This window comes from Paraburkholderia sp. BL25I1N1, from assembly GCF_003002025.1.
In the GTDB taxonomy this organism is placed as follows: Bacteria; Pseudomonadota; Gammaproteobacteria; order Burkholderiales; family Burkholderiaceae; genus Paraburkholderia.
The window spans coordinates 107,524-123,086 of the sequence record NZ_PVZB01000014.1 but is presented as its reverse complement, the minus strand read 5'-3'; the positions used below and the strand labels follow the sequence as shown (position 1 = coordinate 123,086).

Genomic DNA, 15,563 nt, shown 5'->3' with positions numbered 1-15,563 from the left:
CGACCGACCGTAAGCCCTGCGGCTGCACGCGACGCCCAGGGTCGCCGAAGTGCACAGAATGCGCGCCACGCCGTCGCAAAACGGCCGATAGGGCCCACGCAAAGCATCTGCACATTGACGTCGACGAGATCCTGACGATGATGCGCGCGCACTTGCGAACCAAGGGAAAGCGCTAGAGATGTCCAGGCGGATTAGTCGGCGAGTGCCGCCCCAGAAGAAAACCCCGACAGCCGGCGGGCGTCATGGAAACGCCGCGGCCGGCACCACTTCTACAAGGACATGACATGACTAATTTATTGCAGACGGGCGCCGGCATCGCCGCATCAATCGGTGGCGAGATCGTCAGCGCATTTTTCAGCCCGAAGCGTTCGATTACTTCGTCGATCGCCTCGTTCCAGGCCTACGTGACGCTCGACGAGCGGCATCACGACGAAGTGGTGATAACGGACCATCCGGTAGAGCAGGGCGCTTCGATTTCGGACCACGCGTATAAGAAGCCGGCCGAGGTAACTCTCACACTCGCATGGACCAACAGCAGCGTCCCTGCAGTCACATCTTTGCAATTCGGCAACTACAGCCAGTTTGTCTACAAGAACCTGCTCACCCTGCAGGCTTCCCGCACACCGTTTGATCTCTCCACTGGCAAGCGCAGATACACAAACATGCTCATCCAGTCGATTAGCGTGACGACCGACGCGAAGACCGAAAACAGTCTCATCGCGACGATCCACTGCAGAGAGGTAATCATCGTCCAGACCACCGCGACGCAGCTGCAGCCCGCGGCAAACATGACGAGCCCGCAGAAAACGGCGCCGATCACCAACACCGGGGTGAAGCAGCCACAGGCGACGAACGTCAGCCTTGCCTATCGCGTGGTGAGCGGCGTTACGGGGCAACCGCAATGACGGCAGCGGAGCGTTTCTCCGCCCCTATCCAATCGCACACGGGGATTCGGAGTGCCCAGCTATCAGCTACCCGCCAAAGCGCCCGCCATTGATAAACCTGATATTTACAGGAAAAGAACAGATGACGCAATTTAAGCCAGGCCGATCGGGGAACCCGAAAGGACGACCACGCGGCACGAAGAACAAAGCGAACGCGCTGCGGTCACGAATCGTCGACGAGATTCCTGGAATCGTCGATAACCTGATCGACGCCGCGAAAGGCGGCGACATGCAGGCGGCCCGACTCCTGATCGAGCGGGCCATTCCGACGCTCCGAGCCGAAGAGGCGCGGGTAACGCTTGATCTACCCGACGACGCACCGCTGAGCGAGCAAGGCTCGGCTATCCTGCGCGCCGTGGCCGATGGTCGGATCACTCCGAGCCAAGGTGCGGCAATGGTGCAATCGCTAGCCGGTCTGGCTCGCATCATCGAAGTGAGCGAACTAGAAGAGCGGATCGCCGCCTTGGAAAAAGCGCGGGGCGCGCAATGAAGCGTGAACTGATGGATCGATTAAGGCGCCTCGAGTTCAGCATGGGCCCGCGACGCGTGCCTCATGGCATGGACGAGGCATACGAACACATGGTGAGGCTGGGCTTAGGCGAAGACGTGCCCGACAGTGATACAGAGGCAGGGATGCGTTTCCAGCGTGGGATCGCGTGGTACTACCGCAAGTTGATGATCGACTTCGACGGGGGCGTGCGGGAGCCGAAAGATGATTGGGAGCGCGGCATCATGGAGCGGTATCGGGTACGCCTCGCGGCTGGCGCGATCCGTGAGTTCGAGTTTGCCGAGGAGGACGGGATATGGTGAAGTCGAGACTTTCACGGATCGCCGTGCTCGAGGCACGATCGCCTGTTGATCCGATCGAGCAGGCTTACCCGGGCCTAGCGGAGGCCGTGCGGCGGCTTCATGACGCTTTGCACCGTGCCGTACCGCCCGATGAAGGGAGCCGCGTCGATACTGGCCCATTCTCTTATTGCACAGTTGGCTACCAGTCGTCGAGCTACAAAATTCTTGATTTGGGCCGCCGGCTGCGCGCCGGCACTGAGACCGCCGAGGATCTGACCGTGCTGGCCGCCCTACCTCTCGAAGAACTTACCCGGGTTGGCGTTGATGCTAGAGGTTTCGTCGAGATGCTTCTTTCGCTGGACGAGAAGATCTGAAGCGATGATGCTGCGGTCGCCGGACTCGGCCGCAGCGCTGGATCGATTCGAGTCCGGTCCCCGGCACCCATACCGTCCCCTGCGGCGGTGAGGAGTCCTATGCGGGCGCCCAATGGTGCAACGTTGCACTTTTGATCAACCTCATAGTCCGTGACACGTGTCGCAAAATCAGTCGTCATCGAACGCGGTCAGCGCTGGACCATCGTTGGCAGTGTCACTCCTTCGAATCGACGGCCGTCTGATAGTTTTCCCGATACTACTGGCACGCTATTTCCGGGTTCCACGGCGAGCGGGGTGCCTGCAGGCACAAACGTACAGCCCCAGTCTTCCACGCGCGGCTCTTGCCCGATGTCATCCCCGGTAATCAATTCCCTCTGCCGGCGTTGTTCGGGTGATAGTGTTCGCTGCGCGTGCCGAGCCACATTCACTTGACCGTAAAGCCAAGCGGCCAAGTCATAGGAGCGGCAGACGATCGCCCCGTCGACCAGGTCCATTCCCTTTGCAGCAGCGTCTGCTGCGTAGGCCCCGTGGCATGTACACACAGCGGCCAATATTCCAACCCCGACAAAGCTTTTTTTCATTTTGATCTCCTGGCGCCGAAGTCCGCGCAGCGCCGATTATCTACGGCTTTCTTCGCGATGGAAACCATTGAGAGAGCGGCGGATCATCGGTCCGCCGCTTGTCCGCGTCCGTCGCGGCGCTGCACCGTATCGAATCCGTTTACCCGCCATCATCCCCGCCATAACCAATCCTGAGTTAGCCGGTTGTCACAGGCTGAGGCAATCAAATGTACTCAAGCTGAGACTTTAGACCACGAGCGGCAGCAAACGCACAAAGAAACACTCAGCCCGCGAATAGCTGTTGCGCGAGCGAACAATGACTAACCCGCAAGCAGCCGGCGTCGATGCTGCCGTGCTGAATTTTGACCTACTGCCCGACTCGGCCTATGTGTCTGTCGGCACTCTCGCCTCTCTCCTAGGCGTCTCTGACGTCACCATCCGCCGACGCATCGCGGACGGCATCCTCCCGCCGCCCGTTGGCGTCCTCGGCCTGCAGCGCTACAACGTCGGCGAGATCCGAAGCTACCTGAAATCGTCGGTTGCACCGGCATTTGCATTCGACACCGCAGGCGCCGGCATCGGGCAAGGCGCATTCTCGAAACCGGAGGAAGTGAATGGCAACGAATGACTTCCTCCCGTTCGCGAATGGCGGCGCAGCGAACGTCCTGCCGCAAAGCGCCTATGCAGCCCTAACGTCGCTGCTCTCTGGCGGCTTTCAGTCCGGCGTAGCGCAATCGATTCAGGTCAATAAGGTGCTACGCCAAAGTTCCATCATGGCAGCCGTACTTGGCCAGTTCATCGTCAATATTACCGGGCAGAACGCCACTGACGACGGTACGACTGCGACGCTGCTGGCTAACCTGACTGCCGCTATCAACGCGAATTCTGCCGCGATTGCCGGTACAGCACGAAATCTCAACGCCATTCTTACTACGCAGGGCACAACGGCGACATGGACTGCTGACGAAATCCTGATCAAGAGCGCACTGGGCGGACTCGCATATCAGGTTGGCAGCTTCAGCAAGTCGGTCAACCTAAGTGGATCGGGAATCGGCGGTGTTGTGGGCACGGCACCGGCAGCGAACGGTTTCGCGGCGATCTACGCAGCGATCGGCAGTTCCGGCGTTGGCGCTTTTGCGACGGACGCGACTGCCGCGAAAGCGCCCGAGGTTGCAAGTGTGACGCTTCCCGCAGGTTACACGTGGGGCGCACAACTGATCGGCATTGCGCCGGTGAGCGCAACAGCAACGCAATTTGCGCCATTTGCGCAGATAGATCGGCGGGTGGGATGGGGTGGTGGCAATCTATTGACCGGTTCAACTTTTGTTGGGGGACCCATTGCGCGTACGTCAACCCTGATTCCGTTTAATGCTCGTTTTATTAGCGGCTTTAATCAATTGGGCTGCACGGCTGCAAGCGCAATTTCGCAAGTGCTTACGCCGACTTCGATCGCCGGATTAGATGGCCAATACAACACCTGCAATATCCAATCAGGTGCTTCACAAGCCATTCCGTTCCGGGTCGCAGTCATTGCGCCGCAGACGATCTATCAGCAGTCGTCGAACAGCACTGGTACACCCGGGTTCACAATCTCTACCAACTCCTTCGAGTTTTGAGGCGACCGATGATTGCTCAGTTTGCAGACGACACCAATGCAGTTGTGATCGGAATCTTCTCGTCTCCGCAGCCGCTCGACGCTGTGGAGTTCCAGGGGCTAATCGACGCAACAGACCCCCGTTACAAAGCGTGGTGGAATCGGTTGCTGACCGGCACGATCACGTTAGGTCTACCGACGCCGGAGTGAGCGAAAAGCCGACCCGATGCGTTCAGATGGGGCGCTTTCGGGCGGCTTTTAATGGGGCCTAGGGCGGGTGTATGGTGGGTTTGGACGCCAAGGAGGCCCATGAGTCGCATCCAGCAAGGCGGTACGGCGGAGACTGGCTCCGCCGATAAGTGCTGAAAATTACGCCGCCGCTTCTTGGTGTTCAAGGAATTGCTTACGAAACTCCATTGGCTGGGAGATGCCCGGAATAGGCGCTTGCGGGTTTCCTGCGCCGGCCATCACGATCGATCCGAAATTAAACAACCGGCCCAGAATACCCTGATGGACTTGAATACTTTCGATCTTCCGCACACCAATTTCTACCGTGCTGCGCCGAATGAAGCCAAACTTTGCGACAATCCGTTTGTTTGTAATTGCTAGTTCAGTCGATTTGTAGCGGATGAGCACGCCAAGCAAAACCAGCAAGCCAAGGCCGAACACAGGCAACAACAACACGCCAGCGATGATGTTCGGTGCAAGATGCCAAAGGCTCAGTTGCCCTTTGTAGATGATCTGTTCGCCTGAGACAAGATTTTTCTCTACGTAATTTGCCATACTTTCCCCGATTGTGAGATTTGTTTTATAGGAAACGCGAAGATTAACGCGGTCCACAATAGGATATCGGCACCGAGCCTCGACTACTTTAGCTCGCCGCGAACGGAGAGGAATCGTGACCGCTCGCTCGCGTTTCATTGCATGCCACGATTGCGAAAAAACAAGGTTTGTCATGCGCAAATTCATAATAAAGCACTGGCTGAAAGTCTCTTTGGCTGCCATCCTGTTCACGCTTTACTGGACCACGCCGAAAACAAGTGGGGATTGGGCAGCCTGGGTGCAGGCTATAGGCGTGATAGGCTCAATTTCGATTGCCATTGGGCTTTCGCAAGATCAAAGACGTCAGCAAGTAGAGGCCGAATTGCGTAGCCGATGGCGCCGGCTTGCGGTCGTCCAAGCTATTGTTGACGATGCGCTGGGCTTGATCGACATGTCATGCTCGGCCTTAAGAGATCAATCTTCGGCCTCGGAATACGCCCATAGTTATTCGCTAGCTGAGGCGCGCGATGTGCATGAGACGATGAAGGCAGTTCCAGTGCTCGACCTTCAGGCGTACGAGGCAGCAGCAGGTTTTATGCGTGTTCGAAGGTCGTTGGAGCGGACGATTAATTTGGTAGACGATATCGCATTGGGTCGCCTCGCGCTCGAAGACGACGGGGGATATCGGCGATGCATGCAAAGAATCAGCGAGATAGTCGGCCAAGCTGAAAACGGTAGAGCGGACATTGCCAGCGTCACGCAAAGGGCTTGGCGTGAGGTCGAGTCACTTGTGAGCGCTGGTGCGCCTCGTGCCTGATCGCTCGCCCTGGGCGGCGACCAATCCGTTTGGGCGCAACTCCGCCAGTCTAGGCGCCATCGCGCTTCATAATCGCGCCAGAACTGTCAACGAGTGAACGAAGCGCGAGAGCGTGGGCTGCCGTCGCATTTCGAATTTTTAATGCTGCGTCGGCATCCGGAAAGCTCATGGCAAAAAGGCTAAGCGTGAACATGCCGGCCTCAATAACGAACTTATTAGCGAGCAGCGACGCGGCATTCCAGTCATGCAGAAACTTCATCTGCAGCTTCGTTGAGCCGTCATCTGCGCGCTGGCTATCCATATTGGCGTACACGCCCTCCTTGTTCGGATGGCCGCCAAAATCAATCGCTGTTTGATGCAGCCATTTTGCCCACTGGACTCCATCGCTGTGCGTCTGTGTGAGCTTTGCGGCAAGAGTTGAGAACTTGAACTCGTTGCTCCAGACGCCAAGCAGTTTCCTGTCTGTAGGCTTGTTATGCCACCGGGCGGCGGCGTCACGGTCAGACTCGAGATACCAGCCATACAACGATGATTCAACAGTAGCTCGGCCCAATGGATAGGCCGCCAACGCCTGTCCAGACGATGCCATGCGAGCCGCTGCCAAGTATTGATTGTGTGCAGACGCATATAACAGTCGACTGGCTGGATCGCCAACATTCAGCAAGGTCGACATCGCGTAGCCGGTGCATCGCGACAGATCGGAAGCGATGTTGCTGAGCGCTTTATGCCATGCGGGCGCGTGAACGAACATTGCTTGCTCGTTCAGCGAGGCGGCTTCTTGGAAGTGCGATAGCGCGTCATCTCCCCACCCTGCGGGAGACGGGATGCCTTTTCTTTGCGATTTGTTCACGGCGCCCCCGGTTTTATTTGTATGGTCGGCGGACCTTTTCTCCGCCGCTGCCTAAAGCACATCAACGCGTTTGAGCGTGCGGCCCGGTTTTACCCGCCATCAGCCCGCCATCAGCCCGCCATCTGGCCTCATTTTCGCATCTCTTTGGGATCGGCCTCAGATCCCAAGTACAGCTTGCCGTCCTTTTCCATTGTCCACGGACTTGAGTGCTCGCGGTGACTGCGCGGGACATAGCCATCGGCCTCAACTTTCAGCCGGGCGCGCTCCTCACGGCGATGGCGCCGATGCCACATCGCTTTTTCCCATGCTTCGCTGACCGCTGTTGTCATTGCGATGATCGGCGTCTTGCGCTTGCTACGACTCATCGTCGACCTCCTGAAACCAGCGTTGCTCCCACACCGTGAGCTTGTCCTTTTTTAAATGGCGCCGCGGATTGCCACACATCCAGCAGCTACAAGGGGTAGGTGTATCGACGACCTTGCCGAGTTCCTCGGAGCTCAGCCGGCGTCCCCACCAATAAAAACCACGATTTTTCTTGATTCGCGCCCGGTCCGCCCGGCGCCGCGCTGTACCTGCCATTTCGCACCTCACTTTCGATAGCTGAATGTGCGAAAGCCCGCTCAAGGCGGGCTATGGCGGTAAGACGTTTTGGCGGAGTCTACGCCTTCTTGCGGCGCTTGTCGCGCTCGTCCAACACTTGGCCGACCTTCTCCGCGAAGAGGTCAAGCGTGTGTTCGTCGATTGGCCCAGTTACAGCGCCGCTGAAACTCTCTTCAAGGCGCGCAACCACCTCCGCGTTCATCGATCGATTGCTGGCGTCGGCGGCCTGCTTCAGCCGTTCTTTCAGATCGATGGGCAATCTGAGATTGGTTTGGATGTCTTCACTTGGCATAAACGAAGTATATATAGCAAAGTGCTTGCTATCAACGTAGCACTTTGCTACATTGAAGTCAGACCGGCGCTCCGATGCTCAGAAAACAGCAGGAGTGATCACCCGGTTACCGATCTCATAGGGGAATTTCCATGGACAAGAGCAACGTCAAACCCGTTATGTCGTTCTGCGCTGCAGCCGGCGCCGAGGCCGCACGCCGCTGGTTGCTTTGCCCGAGCGCCAGCATGGCCGACTACCGCGATAGCGCATTGGCCGAACTGCTGGCGACGTGCGATCAGCCGCAGCATGCCGCGGAGCGTGCGCGTGAGTTCTGTGACGGCTTCGCCGCACGCATTGCGAAGGAGATCGCGGATCGATCGTCCGACGTCCACTATCAGGTGCGCAAGGCTCTCCAGGCGCCTGGTCGCCCCGCGCATCGCCGGTTGCGCCGCAAGCCTGCGCCGACGCCGCGACGCGCGTCATTGGTCGTCATCGGCCGGGGCGTACTGTAGGCATGCACCGGTCGTCGGTGCGCCCTAAAACCTAAATCGAGGACACATCATGTCTACAGTTATTAGCGTTCCCGCCAGCGTCGAACTCTCGCCTCGTGCGTTGTCGGCATCCATGGCGACATACATCGCCTATAGCGAATGGCGTCCGACACGTTGGAGGCTGTCGTTGTCGACCGGCCAAAAGTACGGGCTGTTCACTAGCCACGAGAAAGCGAGCAAGTTTGCAGACGGCGCGTTGATGCATTTCGACGAGGGAGACCCTGTTGAAGCGACAATTACTTGCGTCCGGCAGGCGGCATATTTCACTTGGCAGGGCGACAACATAGGCTGCGACGAGGGGGCGGCCGTCATTCACTTCAACGACCAGTTCGGCATTCTCAGGTCGCTCGGCGTGGCTGAAACACTGCGCAGAGCCGAACATATCGACGGCTATGGCCTTACGCGGGTAGTCCTCGCCCTGCGTGCGTGCGTCGACCAACTGCATCCTGGCGACTTGACGGCGTGGCTCGAGCATGAGGCTGAATATCCAATTCGGACTGGCGGAGAACTATTATGAGCATCCAATCCCGGTACGCCGTAGCGGTCCACAGCGATGACATGAGCCCTCGGATGTTCAAAGGTGAATCGGTCATCTTCGATAAAGATGAGGTGCCCCGCGCCAATGCTGATGTGGTCATCGCGCTTTCTGCGGGCGGCTACCTGATTCGCAAACTGGTCAGCATGAACGAAGAGAGTCTGCAGGTCTATACGTACACGCCCGATACCACTGCCATCATGCCGCGCAATGCTGTTGCCGGCGTTTATCCGATCGTACAACGTTGCTTCTGCTCGCTGGCAGAACTGCTGGACCAGTTAGGATTGCCGGAGGTTCGCAATGGCTAATACTCCTGTTCCGAAGACCTATCGTGCCACAGGCATTTCCTGGGCAATCGACGGCGACGCTCAGGGTCCGGCGTGTTTGGTGGTCGAAGACGAAGGCGGAAAAACAGCGTTTTGGTGGCTCTCCTACGCTTTGCTTCACTCTAGCCAGATAACGAATTTCAGTCGGCTCTCGGCAGATGTCGAGTCGGGAAGAATTCGGCTTGGCGATGACGATGCAAAAGTGTGGACGTTGTGGCGCTTGTCGACAGAACCGCTCGGCGCGAGCTAGAGGACGTCACCATGCAAGAAGAACAACATCTCATCCGCGACCGTGCCTATGGCGTCTGGCACAGGTCGCGATCGATTGGTCGATACATCGGGCATCGGAAGGCTCAGTCGCTGACCATGGCCGATCTCGATAGCGTGCTGTTCGTTGAATACGGCTATGACGGTAAGCTGCCGCTCGCGCTCGTTGAGGTCGCACAGGACATCGGACAGGAGAAGCCGACCGGCGTTATTCGCGAGCTTGCGAAGATGGCGAATCTGCCGGCTTTCGTGGCGCTGTACACGCCTGCACCGAGAGCTAATCCATCTGCTCGTGCGTGGCACGACATCGATCAGTTCCGCGTCAAACGCGTGTGGCCCAAGCCCGAGCCTGATTGGCGAACGCTGTCGCCGGGCGAGTGGGCCAACGCCCTCCTACAGATCCGTGATTGGCAGCTTCGACGGTTTACGTCGATGCCTGCAGCCAACGATGAAGCTTACTGAAATCCACCTGGTGAGGTCGATGTATGAGCCGCTCAAAGCGGTACAAGGCCGACGCCAAGAAGCGCGATGGTTCGACGTTCGCGGCCGTGCCCTATGTCGTGCTCGAGAGCCAAGGCTATATCAACCTGAGCGCCTATGCTCGGGCGCTGCTGCTGGAGTTCTGCAGGGAGTTCAATGGACGCAACAACGGTCGCCTGTGCTGCATCTGGGATCAATTGCGCGAGCGAGGCTGGAACTCGCCGAACACGGTCACGAAGGCCAAGGCTGAGCTGATAGCAAACGGCCTGCTGTGGGAATCGCGCAAGGGCGCTTTTCCGAAGCGGACCGCATGGTATGCGCTTACTTGGCGTGATCTGGACGTCACCGAGGATCTGGACGCGTCGCCGGCAGCATTCCCGCGACGGGCCTATCTGGCTGTCGAGCCGATCGCGCGCACGAAGAAAACCGTGGGCCGCAAGAAGGCCGAGACGCCTATTACACTGCGTGTAGCTAAGGCCGCTTGATCAAGTACGTGCGATGTAACAGGCGCTGCGTTTCTAGATACATGCCGTGTATCTGTTGAACGCTGTTTGGCCCGTTCCTAGTTACATGGCATGTACATCTCTAAGAGTCACCATCTGTTTCCCGATTTGCCGAAGCCGTGACCTATCCAGTAACCGTTCCGGATTCGGTAACCCGATCGAAACTTCTTCCGTGGGCCTTGGTTGCTGAAAGAGCAACCGTTGCTGATTTGGCAACCCCTCGAAAAGGCTCCGGGAAACCCATCGGTTACCCGTAGGTTCACGGTAGGTTACAGGAGCGTCACCGTGCGTCACGCGGCGTCACATCCTGGTAACACCGATGTAACGCTGGCTGCGTTACCGGCAGATTCTGTCGGCGCTCTGTGACAGAGTTTGTCACAGAGGACGAAAGCGCTTGTCACCAAGGACGGCGGGAGCATGTCCCTCGGACGTCCGCGGGACATCCACGGGACAAGGGGTTATTACCCGTCCCGAATCGGGACCAGTCCCAAAATGGGACACCCTGCAACGCAAGGCAACGCGCTGCAACGAGGATGCTTGAAGGAATGCTTGGAGCATCCGGCAAGGATCTGCTTAGCGTCTGCCTGGCAAGTGCGCACGGATGCCTACACCAAAGGGACGCTTTGGTGTGCTGGTTGACGAGGAGATTGGCAGCGCCGACATCCGCTTTGCCCGAAATTGAAAAGCCGCCCCAAGGCGGCTTCACTAGTGTTGCTGATTGACGCTCTAGTCACTCTTTCTGGTGAAGTAGGCGCCGAGCACAAGCGTAACGATGGGCGGGAAGGCCTCTCTCACGAAGTCAAAGACCTCTTTGGCCGCGGCATTGCTGACGTAGTCGCTCTTGGCGACATAGAACAGGCACGCTATCAGGAACAGAGTCGCCAGCCCAGTAAGGACCCACCGCGCGAGATTGATCTTTTCCTTCTCGATGTCAAAATTCTTGACGTCGCTCTTTTCAAAACCAGCGCCCCCCGACTCAGTCAGATCAAGCAGTTCCTCAACTGTTTGATCTGACATTTACACACCGATGAGCTTCGCGACGACATCAAGCTTTCCGCCGTGGTCTTGGATCACGCCTAAGCTGCGGCCTTTCTTGGACTCTTCATTGGACACCTTCACCAGCGAAAGAATGCGGCGCATAGCTTCGGTCTTTGTAACGCCTTCGCGCCGAGCGAACTTTTCGATTTCGTCAGCGACTTCGTCGGACACATTAAGTGTGAGCTTTGCCATAATTTTCCCTCCATGGAAGGTGCTGATTTGGCTCCAAATCCACTCCAAATCCACACCTGAAACAAACTATAGCACTTGCTGTAAAAGACGTCCGGAAAATTCTCAGGAGCGATTCCAGAGCGCGTTTGACAGCGTTGTCTACGATGGCGGGTTCTTTGGCGGGTAGAAACGAAAAACGGGCCAAGAGGCCCGTATTCATTGACGTTCTGGCGGAGGCGGTGAGATTCGAACTCACGGAAAGATTGCTCCTTCGCCGGTTTTCAAGACCGGTGCCTTAAACCACTCGGCCACACCTCCAAGCCCTAAATTGTAACCTGAAAAAACCTCGCTGCGACGCCCAGTCGATCCGCAATCACTGCGGATCTTTCAGAAACAGCTCCTGCAGATCATTCAGGAACGCCTGGCCGAGCGGTGTTGGCGCAATCTTTTCGTGGTCGCGCGTAATCAGCTTGCGCCGTTCGGCTTCCTGCAAGGCCGGTTCGATCGACGTCATCGACATACCCGTGCGCTCGATAAACCGATGCACAGGAAACCCTTCCACCAGCCGCAGCGCGTTCAGCATGAACTCGAAAGGCAGATCGCGTGTCCCGACCTCGTGCTCTTCCTGCACCGCCGTGCCGGCCTTCGCCTGCTCGATGAAGGTGGTCGGATGCTTATAGCGCGCCTGCCGCAGCACGCGATTCGGAAACGACAGCTTCGTATGCGCGCCCGCCCCGATGCCGAGATAGTCGCCGAAACGCCAGTAGTTCAGATTGTGCTTGCTCTGCCGATGCGGCTTCGCATACGCCGAGACCTCATAACGCTCGTAGCCCGCAGCGGAGGTGCGCTCATGAATCCAGTCCTGCATGTCGGCCGATGCATCGTCGTCGGGCAGGGCGGGCGGGAACTTCGCGAACAACGTGTTCGGTTCGAGCGTCAGGTGGTACAGCGACAAATGCGGCGGCGCGTACGACAACGCCGTCTCGACATCGGCTTGGCATTCGGCGAGCGTCTGCCCCGGCAGCGCGAACATCAGATCGAGATTGAAGTTGTCGAAGGTGGTCGCGGCCACTTCGACGGCATGGCGCGCCTGCGCCGAGTCGTGGATGCGGCCGAGCGCCTTCAGATGCGCTTCGTTGAAACTTTGAATGCCCACGGAGAGCCGATTCACACCGCTCGCGCGAAACTGCGCGAATTTGGCGGCTTCGAAGGTGCCGGGATTTGCTTCGAGTGTGATTTCCGCGTCGGCGTCGAGCGGTAGCAGCGCGCGCACATCCGACAGCATGCGATCGAGCCCGGCCGCCGAAAGCAGGCTGGGCGTGCCGCCGCCGATGAACACCGTATGCACCTGGCGGCCCCAGACCAGCGGCAGCGCCATTTCGAGATCGGCGCGCAAGGCGTCGAGATATTCGTTCTCCGGGAACGTGTCGCCTTTCCATTCGTGCGAGTTGAAATCGCAATACGGACACTTGCGCACACACCACGGGAAATGCACGTACAACGCCAGCGGCGGCAGGGACGTCAGCCGGATGCTGCCCGGCGACGTGAAGGCCTTGATGACGCCGTTGCCGATATCGGCGGGAGCCGGTTTGATCGGAATCACGCTTCCTCCGTCAGACGCGCAAGCAGTTGGCGCAACGCAATCGCGCGATGGCTGCTGGCGTTTTTCACCGCCGGTTCGAGTTCGGCAGCGCTCGCATTCAGCGACGGCAAAAAGAAGTACGGGTCGTAGCCGAATCCATTCGCGCCGCGCGGCGCGTCCAGCATTTCGCCATGCCAGCGGCCTTCGGCGATCAGCGGTTCGGGATCGTCCGCGTGACGCACCAGGGCCAGCACGCAGAAGTAATACGCGCGCCGGTCTGTTTCGCCTTGCAACGCCGAGACGAGGCGTGCGTTATTCGCCGCGTCGCTCTTTTCGCCGCCGGCAAGTTGCGCGTAGCGCGCCGAATGGACGCCCGGTGCGCCGCGCAACGCGCGCACGCACAGGCCCGAGTCGTCGGCGAGCGCGGGCAGGCCGGTTAGCTTGGACGCGTGGCGCGCCTTCGTTAGCGCGTTTTCGACGAAGGTCGGATGCGGCTCTTCGGCTTCCGGCACATTCAACTCGCCTTGCGGAATCAGTTCGATACCGGCCGCGCCGAGCAACGCCGCGAACTCGCGCAGCTTGCCCGCGTTGTTCGACGCCAGCACGACTTTTTTCAACGACGCACCGGAACCGGCTGCGCCATTGCGTTGAAAAACCTCACTCACTCTTTTGCTCCAACGCCGCCTTCTGCTTCGCGATCAGCGTGTTGATGCCGTCGCTCGCCAGATCCAGTAGCGCATTCATTTCGTCGCGCGAAAATGGCACGCCTTCGGCGGTGCCCTGAATTTCGACGAAGCCGCCCGCGCCCGTCATCACGACGTTCATGTCGGTGTCGCATTGCGAGTCTTCGTCGTAGTCGAGATCCAGCACCGGCAGTCCGTCGTACACGCCCACCGAAATCGCCGCGACGTAATCCGTGATCGGCGAGCTTTCGATGCGGCCCGTGGCCAGCAACCTGGCCACCGCGTCGTGTGCCGCCACGAACGCGCCGGTAATGCTGGCCGTGCGCGTGCCGCCGTCGGCCTGGATCACGTCACAATCGATATGCAGCGTGCGCGCGCCGAGCTTCTCCAGATCGAACACCGAGCGCAGCGCGCGGCCGATCAGCCGCTGGATTTCCTGGGTGCGGCCGGTCTGTTTGCCGCGCGCGGCTTCGCGGTCGCTGCGCGTATGCGTCGCGCGCGGCAACATGCCGTATTCGGCGGTCAGCCAGCCCTGGCCGCGGTCGCGCAGAAACGACGGCACGCTCTCGGCAATGCTCGCCGTGCAGATCACTTTCGTATCGCCGAATTCGACCAGCACCGAGCCTTCCGCGTGCTTCGTGTAGTGGCGCGTAATGCGCACGTCGCGCAGCTGATTGGCCTGGCGGCCGCTGGGGCGTTGGGTGTCGTTGGTCATGTTGGGATCGTTCAGGAAGAAAAGCGGAGGGGAAAGCGCGATTTTACAGCCGATCGGGCAGGGCGGCCGCCCGCGTGTGCCGGGACTCTCCAAGGGGACCCATCGCCAAAAATGGGATAATGCCGTTTCCCCGCCCCGCGTCTCGTACACGCCGGGCGATTCGACTCTCCGGCCATCGTTGAACGCATGGCCACAATCGCGAGAAATACGATGATCTACAGCATGACTGGCTATGCGAGCGCCACGCGCGAACTCGTCGCGGACTCGGGCACAGGCGGCGTGAGCGTATCGGTCGAACTGCGCACCGTGAACTCGCGCTTTCTCGATCTGAACTTCCGCATGCCGGAAGACGTGCGCGTGTGTGAACCCACGCTGCGCGAGATGCTGATGAACAAGCTGTCGCGCGGCAAGGTCGATATCCGTATCAACCTGCAACGCAGCGAACAGTCGGCCAACGCGGGTTCGATCAATCACGACGCGCTCACGCAACTCGCGGTGCTTGAGCGCACGGTGCTCTCGACGTTTCCGGAAGCGGAGCGGCTGCGCACCGGCGAGATTCTGCGCTGGCCCGGCATTCTGGCCGAAAGCGGCGTGGCGCCCGAAGTGCTGCGCGATGCCGTGCTCGCCTGCGGCAAGCAGGCCATCACCGACCTGATCGACGTGCGCGCCCGCGAAGGCGCGCAACTGGCGACCATGCTGCTTGCCAACGTCACCGAAATGGAAGCGATCGTCACGAAGATCACGCCGCTCGTGCCGGAGTTGATCGCCAAGCATCAGCAGAAGATTGTCGAACGCTTGCAGGAAGCGCTCGGCATCGCCGCGCCGGATACCGCCGCGACGATCGTCTCGCGTGAAGAGATCAATGAGCGGATTCGCCAGGAAGTGACGATGTACGGCATCCGCATCGACATCGCCGAAGAACTGTCGCGCCTCACGGCTCACCTGAACGAAACGCGTCACGTGATCCAGAAGGGCGGCAAGGTCGGCAAGCGCCTCGACTTCATGATGCAGGAGCTCAATCGCGAAGCGAACACGCTAGGTTCGAAGGCGGCCGCGAAGGAACTGGCGGATTCGTCGATGACCCTGAAGCTGCTCATCGAACAGATGCGCGAGCAAGTACAGAATCTGGAATAAGGCTGGAGCACCACCAC

General features: G+C 59.1%; 24 protein-coding genes and 1 tRNA gene. 15 read left to right on the top strand and 10 right to left on the bottom strand.

Going from position 1 to position 15,563, the window contains the following annotated elements:
- Positions 1-242: 242 nt before the first annotated feature.
- The 7 genes from B0G73_RS21780 to B0G73_RS21750 all read left to right on the top strand — a co-directional run bounded on the left by B0G73_RS21780 (position 243) and on the right by B0G73_RS21750 (position 4,471).
- The gene (locus B0G73_RS21780) at positions 243-905 is read left to right on the top strand and encodes a phage baseplate protein (protein ID WP_146144220.1); all 663 of its coding nucleotides are present in this window, start codon (positions 243-245) and stop codon (positions 903-905) included.
- A 121-nt stretch (positions 906-1,026) separates the two neighbouring features.
- Complete coding sequence (locus B0G73_RS21775; RefSeq protein WP_106283353.1) at positions 1,027-1,434, top strand: DUF5681 domain-containing protein; 408 nt, start codon at positions 1,027-1,029, stop codon at positions 1,432-1,434.
- On the top strand, positions 1,431-1,754 hold the full coding sequence (locus B0G73_RS21770) for a hypothetical protein (RefSeq protein ID WP_106283352.1): 324 nt from the start codon (positions 1,431-1,433) through the stop codon (positions 1,752-1,754). Before B0G73_RS21775 ends, B0G73_RS21770 begins: the two co-directional genes overlap by 4 nt.
- Positions 1,748-2,107, top strand: coding sequence for a hypothetical protein (locus B0G73_RS21765; RefSeq protein WP_106283351.1), 360 nt, complete (start codon positions 1,748-1,750; stop codon positions 2,105-2,107). Before B0G73_RS21770 ends, B0G73_RS21765 begins: the two co-directional genes overlap by 7 nt.
- 876 nt (positions 2,108-2,983) lie before the next feature.
- Positions 2,984-3,295: an AlpA family transcriptional regulator gene (locus B0G73_RS21760; RefSeq protein ID WP_146144219.1), complete on the top strand. Its 312-nt coding sequence runs from the start codon at positions 2,984-2,986 to the stop codon at positions 3,293-3,295.
- Complete coding sequence (locus tag B0G73_RS21755) at positions 3,282-4,283, top strand: hypothetical protein (protein ID WP_106283350.1); 1,002 nt, start codon at positions 3,282-3,284, stop codon at positions 4,281-4,283. Before B0G73_RS21760 ends, B0G73_RS21755 begins: the two co-directional genes overlap by 14 nt.
- An 8-nt stretch (positions 4,284-4,291) precedes the next feature.
- A complete protein-coding gene (locus B0G73_RS21750) occupies positions 4,292-4,471 on the top strand; it encodes a hypothetical protein (RefSeq protein ID WP_106283349.1) in 180 nt (59 codons plus the stop codon).
- A gap of 159 nt (positions 4,472-4,630) precedes the next feature.
- Here the strand turns inward: B0G73_RS21750 and B0G73_RS21745 are convergent, their stop codons facing one another.
- Positions 4,631-5,044, bottom strand: coding sequence for a PH domain-containing protein (locus tag B0G73_RS21745; RefSeq protein WP_106283348.1), 414 nt, complete (start codon positions 5,042-5,044; stop codon positions 4,631-4,633).
- A gap of 115 nt (positions 5,045-5,159) precedes the next feature.
- Here B0G73_RS21745 and B0G73_RS21740 point away from each other — a divergent pair, with 115 nt between their 5' ends.
- A complete protein-coding gene (locus B0G73_RS21740) occupies positions 5,160-5,840 on the top strand; it encodes a hypothetical protein (protein ID WP_146144218.1) in 681 nt (226 codons plus the stop codon).
- A 49-nt stretch (positions 5,841-5,889) separates the two neighbouring features.
- Here the strand turns inward: B0G73_RS21740 and B0G73_RS21735 are convergent, their stop codons facing one another.
- The 3 genes from B0G73_RS21735 to B0G73_RS21720 all read right to left on the bottom strand — a co-directional run bounded on the left by B0G73_RS21735 (position 5,890) and on the right by B0G73_RS21720 (position 7,582).
- Complete coding sequence (locus B0G73_RS21735; protein ID WP_146144217.1) at positions 5,890-6,690, bottom strand: hypothetical protein; 801 nt, start codon at positions 6,688-6,690, stop codon at positions 5,890-5,892.
- 128 nt (positions 6,691-6,818) lie between these two features.
- Positions 6,819-7,055 (bottom strand): hypothetical protein, encoded by a 237-nt coding sequence (locus B0G73_RS21730; protein ID WP_106283345.1) that lies wholly within the window; start codon positions 7,053-7,055, stop codon positions 6,819-6,821.
- Positions 7,056-7,348: 293 nt separating this feature from the next.
- Positions 7,349-7,582 carry an Arc family DNA-binding protein gene (locus B0G73_RS21720; RefSeq protein WP_106283343.1) on the bottom strand — a complete coding sequence of 78 codons (234 nt, stop codon included), beginning with the start codon at positions 7,580-7,582 and terminating at the stop codon, positions 7,349-7,351.
- A 131-nt stretch (positions 7,583-7,713) separates the two neighbouring features.
- On the opposite strand from B0G73_RS21720, the gene B0G73_RS21715 reads away from it, so the two are divergent.
- From B0G73_RS21715 to B0G73_RS21695, 6 genes are read left to right on the top strand one after another with little or no spacing between them, the layout of a single operon-like run.
- On the top strand, positions 7,714-8,073 hold the full coding sequence (locus tag B0G73_RS21715; RefSeq protein WP_106283342.1) for a hypothetical protein: 360 nt from the start codon (positions 7,714-7,716) through the stop codon (positions 8,071-8,073).
- A gap of 49 nt (positions 8,074-8,122) precedes the next feature.
- Complete coding sequence (locus B0G73_RS21710) at positions 8,123-8,629, top strand: hypothetical protein (protein WP_106283341.1); 507 nt, start codon at positions 8,123-8,125, stop codon at positions 8,627-8,629.
- Positions 8,626-8,955: a S24 family peptidase gene (locus tag B0G73_RS21705; protein ID WP_181196616.1), complete on the top strand. Its 330-nt coding sequence runs from the start codon at positions 8,626-8,628 to the stop codon at positions 8,953-8,955. Before B0G73_RS21710 ends, B0G73_RS21705 begins: the two co-directional genes overlap by 4 nt.
- Entirely contained in the window at positions 8,948-9,223 is a 276-nt protein-coding gene (locus B0G73_RS40105) for a hypothetical protein (RefSeq protein WP_146144216.1), read from the top strand. The genes B0G73_RS21705 and B0G73_RS40105 overlap by 8 nt, the downstream gene beginning before the upstream one ends.
- An 11-nt stretch (positions 9,224-9,234) precedes the next feature.
- Positions 9,235-9,702, top strand: coding sequence for a hypothetical protein (locus B0G73_RS21700; protein ID WP_106283339.1), 468 nt, complete (start codon positions 9,235-9,237; stop codon positions 9,700-9,702).
- A gap of 23 nt (positions 9,703-9,725) precedes the next feature.
- Positions 9,726-10,205 (top strand): hypothetical protein, encoded by a 480-nt coding sequence (locus B0G73_RS21695; protein ID WP_106283338.1) that lies wholly within the window; start codon positions 9,726-9,728, stop codon positions 10,203-10,205.
- Positions 10,206-10,949: 744 nt separating this feature from the next.
- Here B0G73_RS21695 and B0G73_RS21690 read toward each other — a convergent pair.
- The 6 genes from B0G73_RS21690 to rph form a co-directional block, all read right to left on the bottom strand.
- Positions 10,950-11,240, bottom strand: a complete 291-nt coding sequence (locus B0G73_RS21690) for a hypothetical protein (RefSeq protein WP_106283337.1) — start codon at positions 11,238-11,240, stop codon at positions 10,950-10,952.
- Positions 11,241-11,453 carry a ribbon-helix-helix protein, CopG family gene (locus tag B0G73_RS21685; protein WP_106283336.1) on the bottom strand — a complete coding sequence of 71 codons (213 nt, stop codon included), beginning with the start codon at positions 11,451-11,453 and terminating at the stop codon, positions 11,241-11,243.
- 207 nt (positions 11,454-11,660) lie between these two features.
- Positions 11,661-11,750 (bottom strand) — tRNA-Ser (locus tag B0G73_RS21680).
- A gap of 55 nt (positions 11,751-11,805) precedes the next feature.
- Entirely contained in the window at positions 11,806-13,035 is a 1,230-nt protein-coding gene (gene hemW / locus B0G73_RS21675; RefSeq protein ID WP_106283335.1) for a radical SAM family heme chaperone HemW, read from the bottom strand.
- On the bottom strand, positions 13,032-13,679 hold the full coding sequence (gene rdgB, locus B0G73_RS21670) for an RdgB/HAM1 family non-canonical purine NTP pyrophosphatase (protein ID WP_106283334.1): 648 nt from the start codon (positions 13,677-13,679) through the stop codon (positions 13,032-13,034). Before rdgB ends, hemW begins: the two co-directional genes overlap by 4 nt.
- Positions 13,672-14,412: a ribonuclease PH gene (gene rph, locus B0G73_RS21665; RefSeq protein WP_106283333.1), complete on the bottom strand. Its 741-nt coding sequence runs from the start codon at positions 14,410-14,412 to the stop codon at positions 13,672-13,674. The genes rdgB and rph overlap by 8 nt, the downstream gene beginning before the upstream one ends.
- A gap of 210 nt (positions 14,413-14,622) precedes the next feature.
- Here rph and B0G73_RS21660 point away from each other — a divergent pair, with 210 nt between their 5' ends.
- Positions 14,623-15,546, top strand: coding sequence for a YicC/YloC family endoribonuclease (locus tag B0G73_RS21660; protein WP_106283332.1), 924 nt, complete (start codon positions 14,623-14,625; stop codon positions 15,544-15,546).
- The last annotated feature ends 17 nt before the right edge of the window (positions 15,547-15,563 follow it).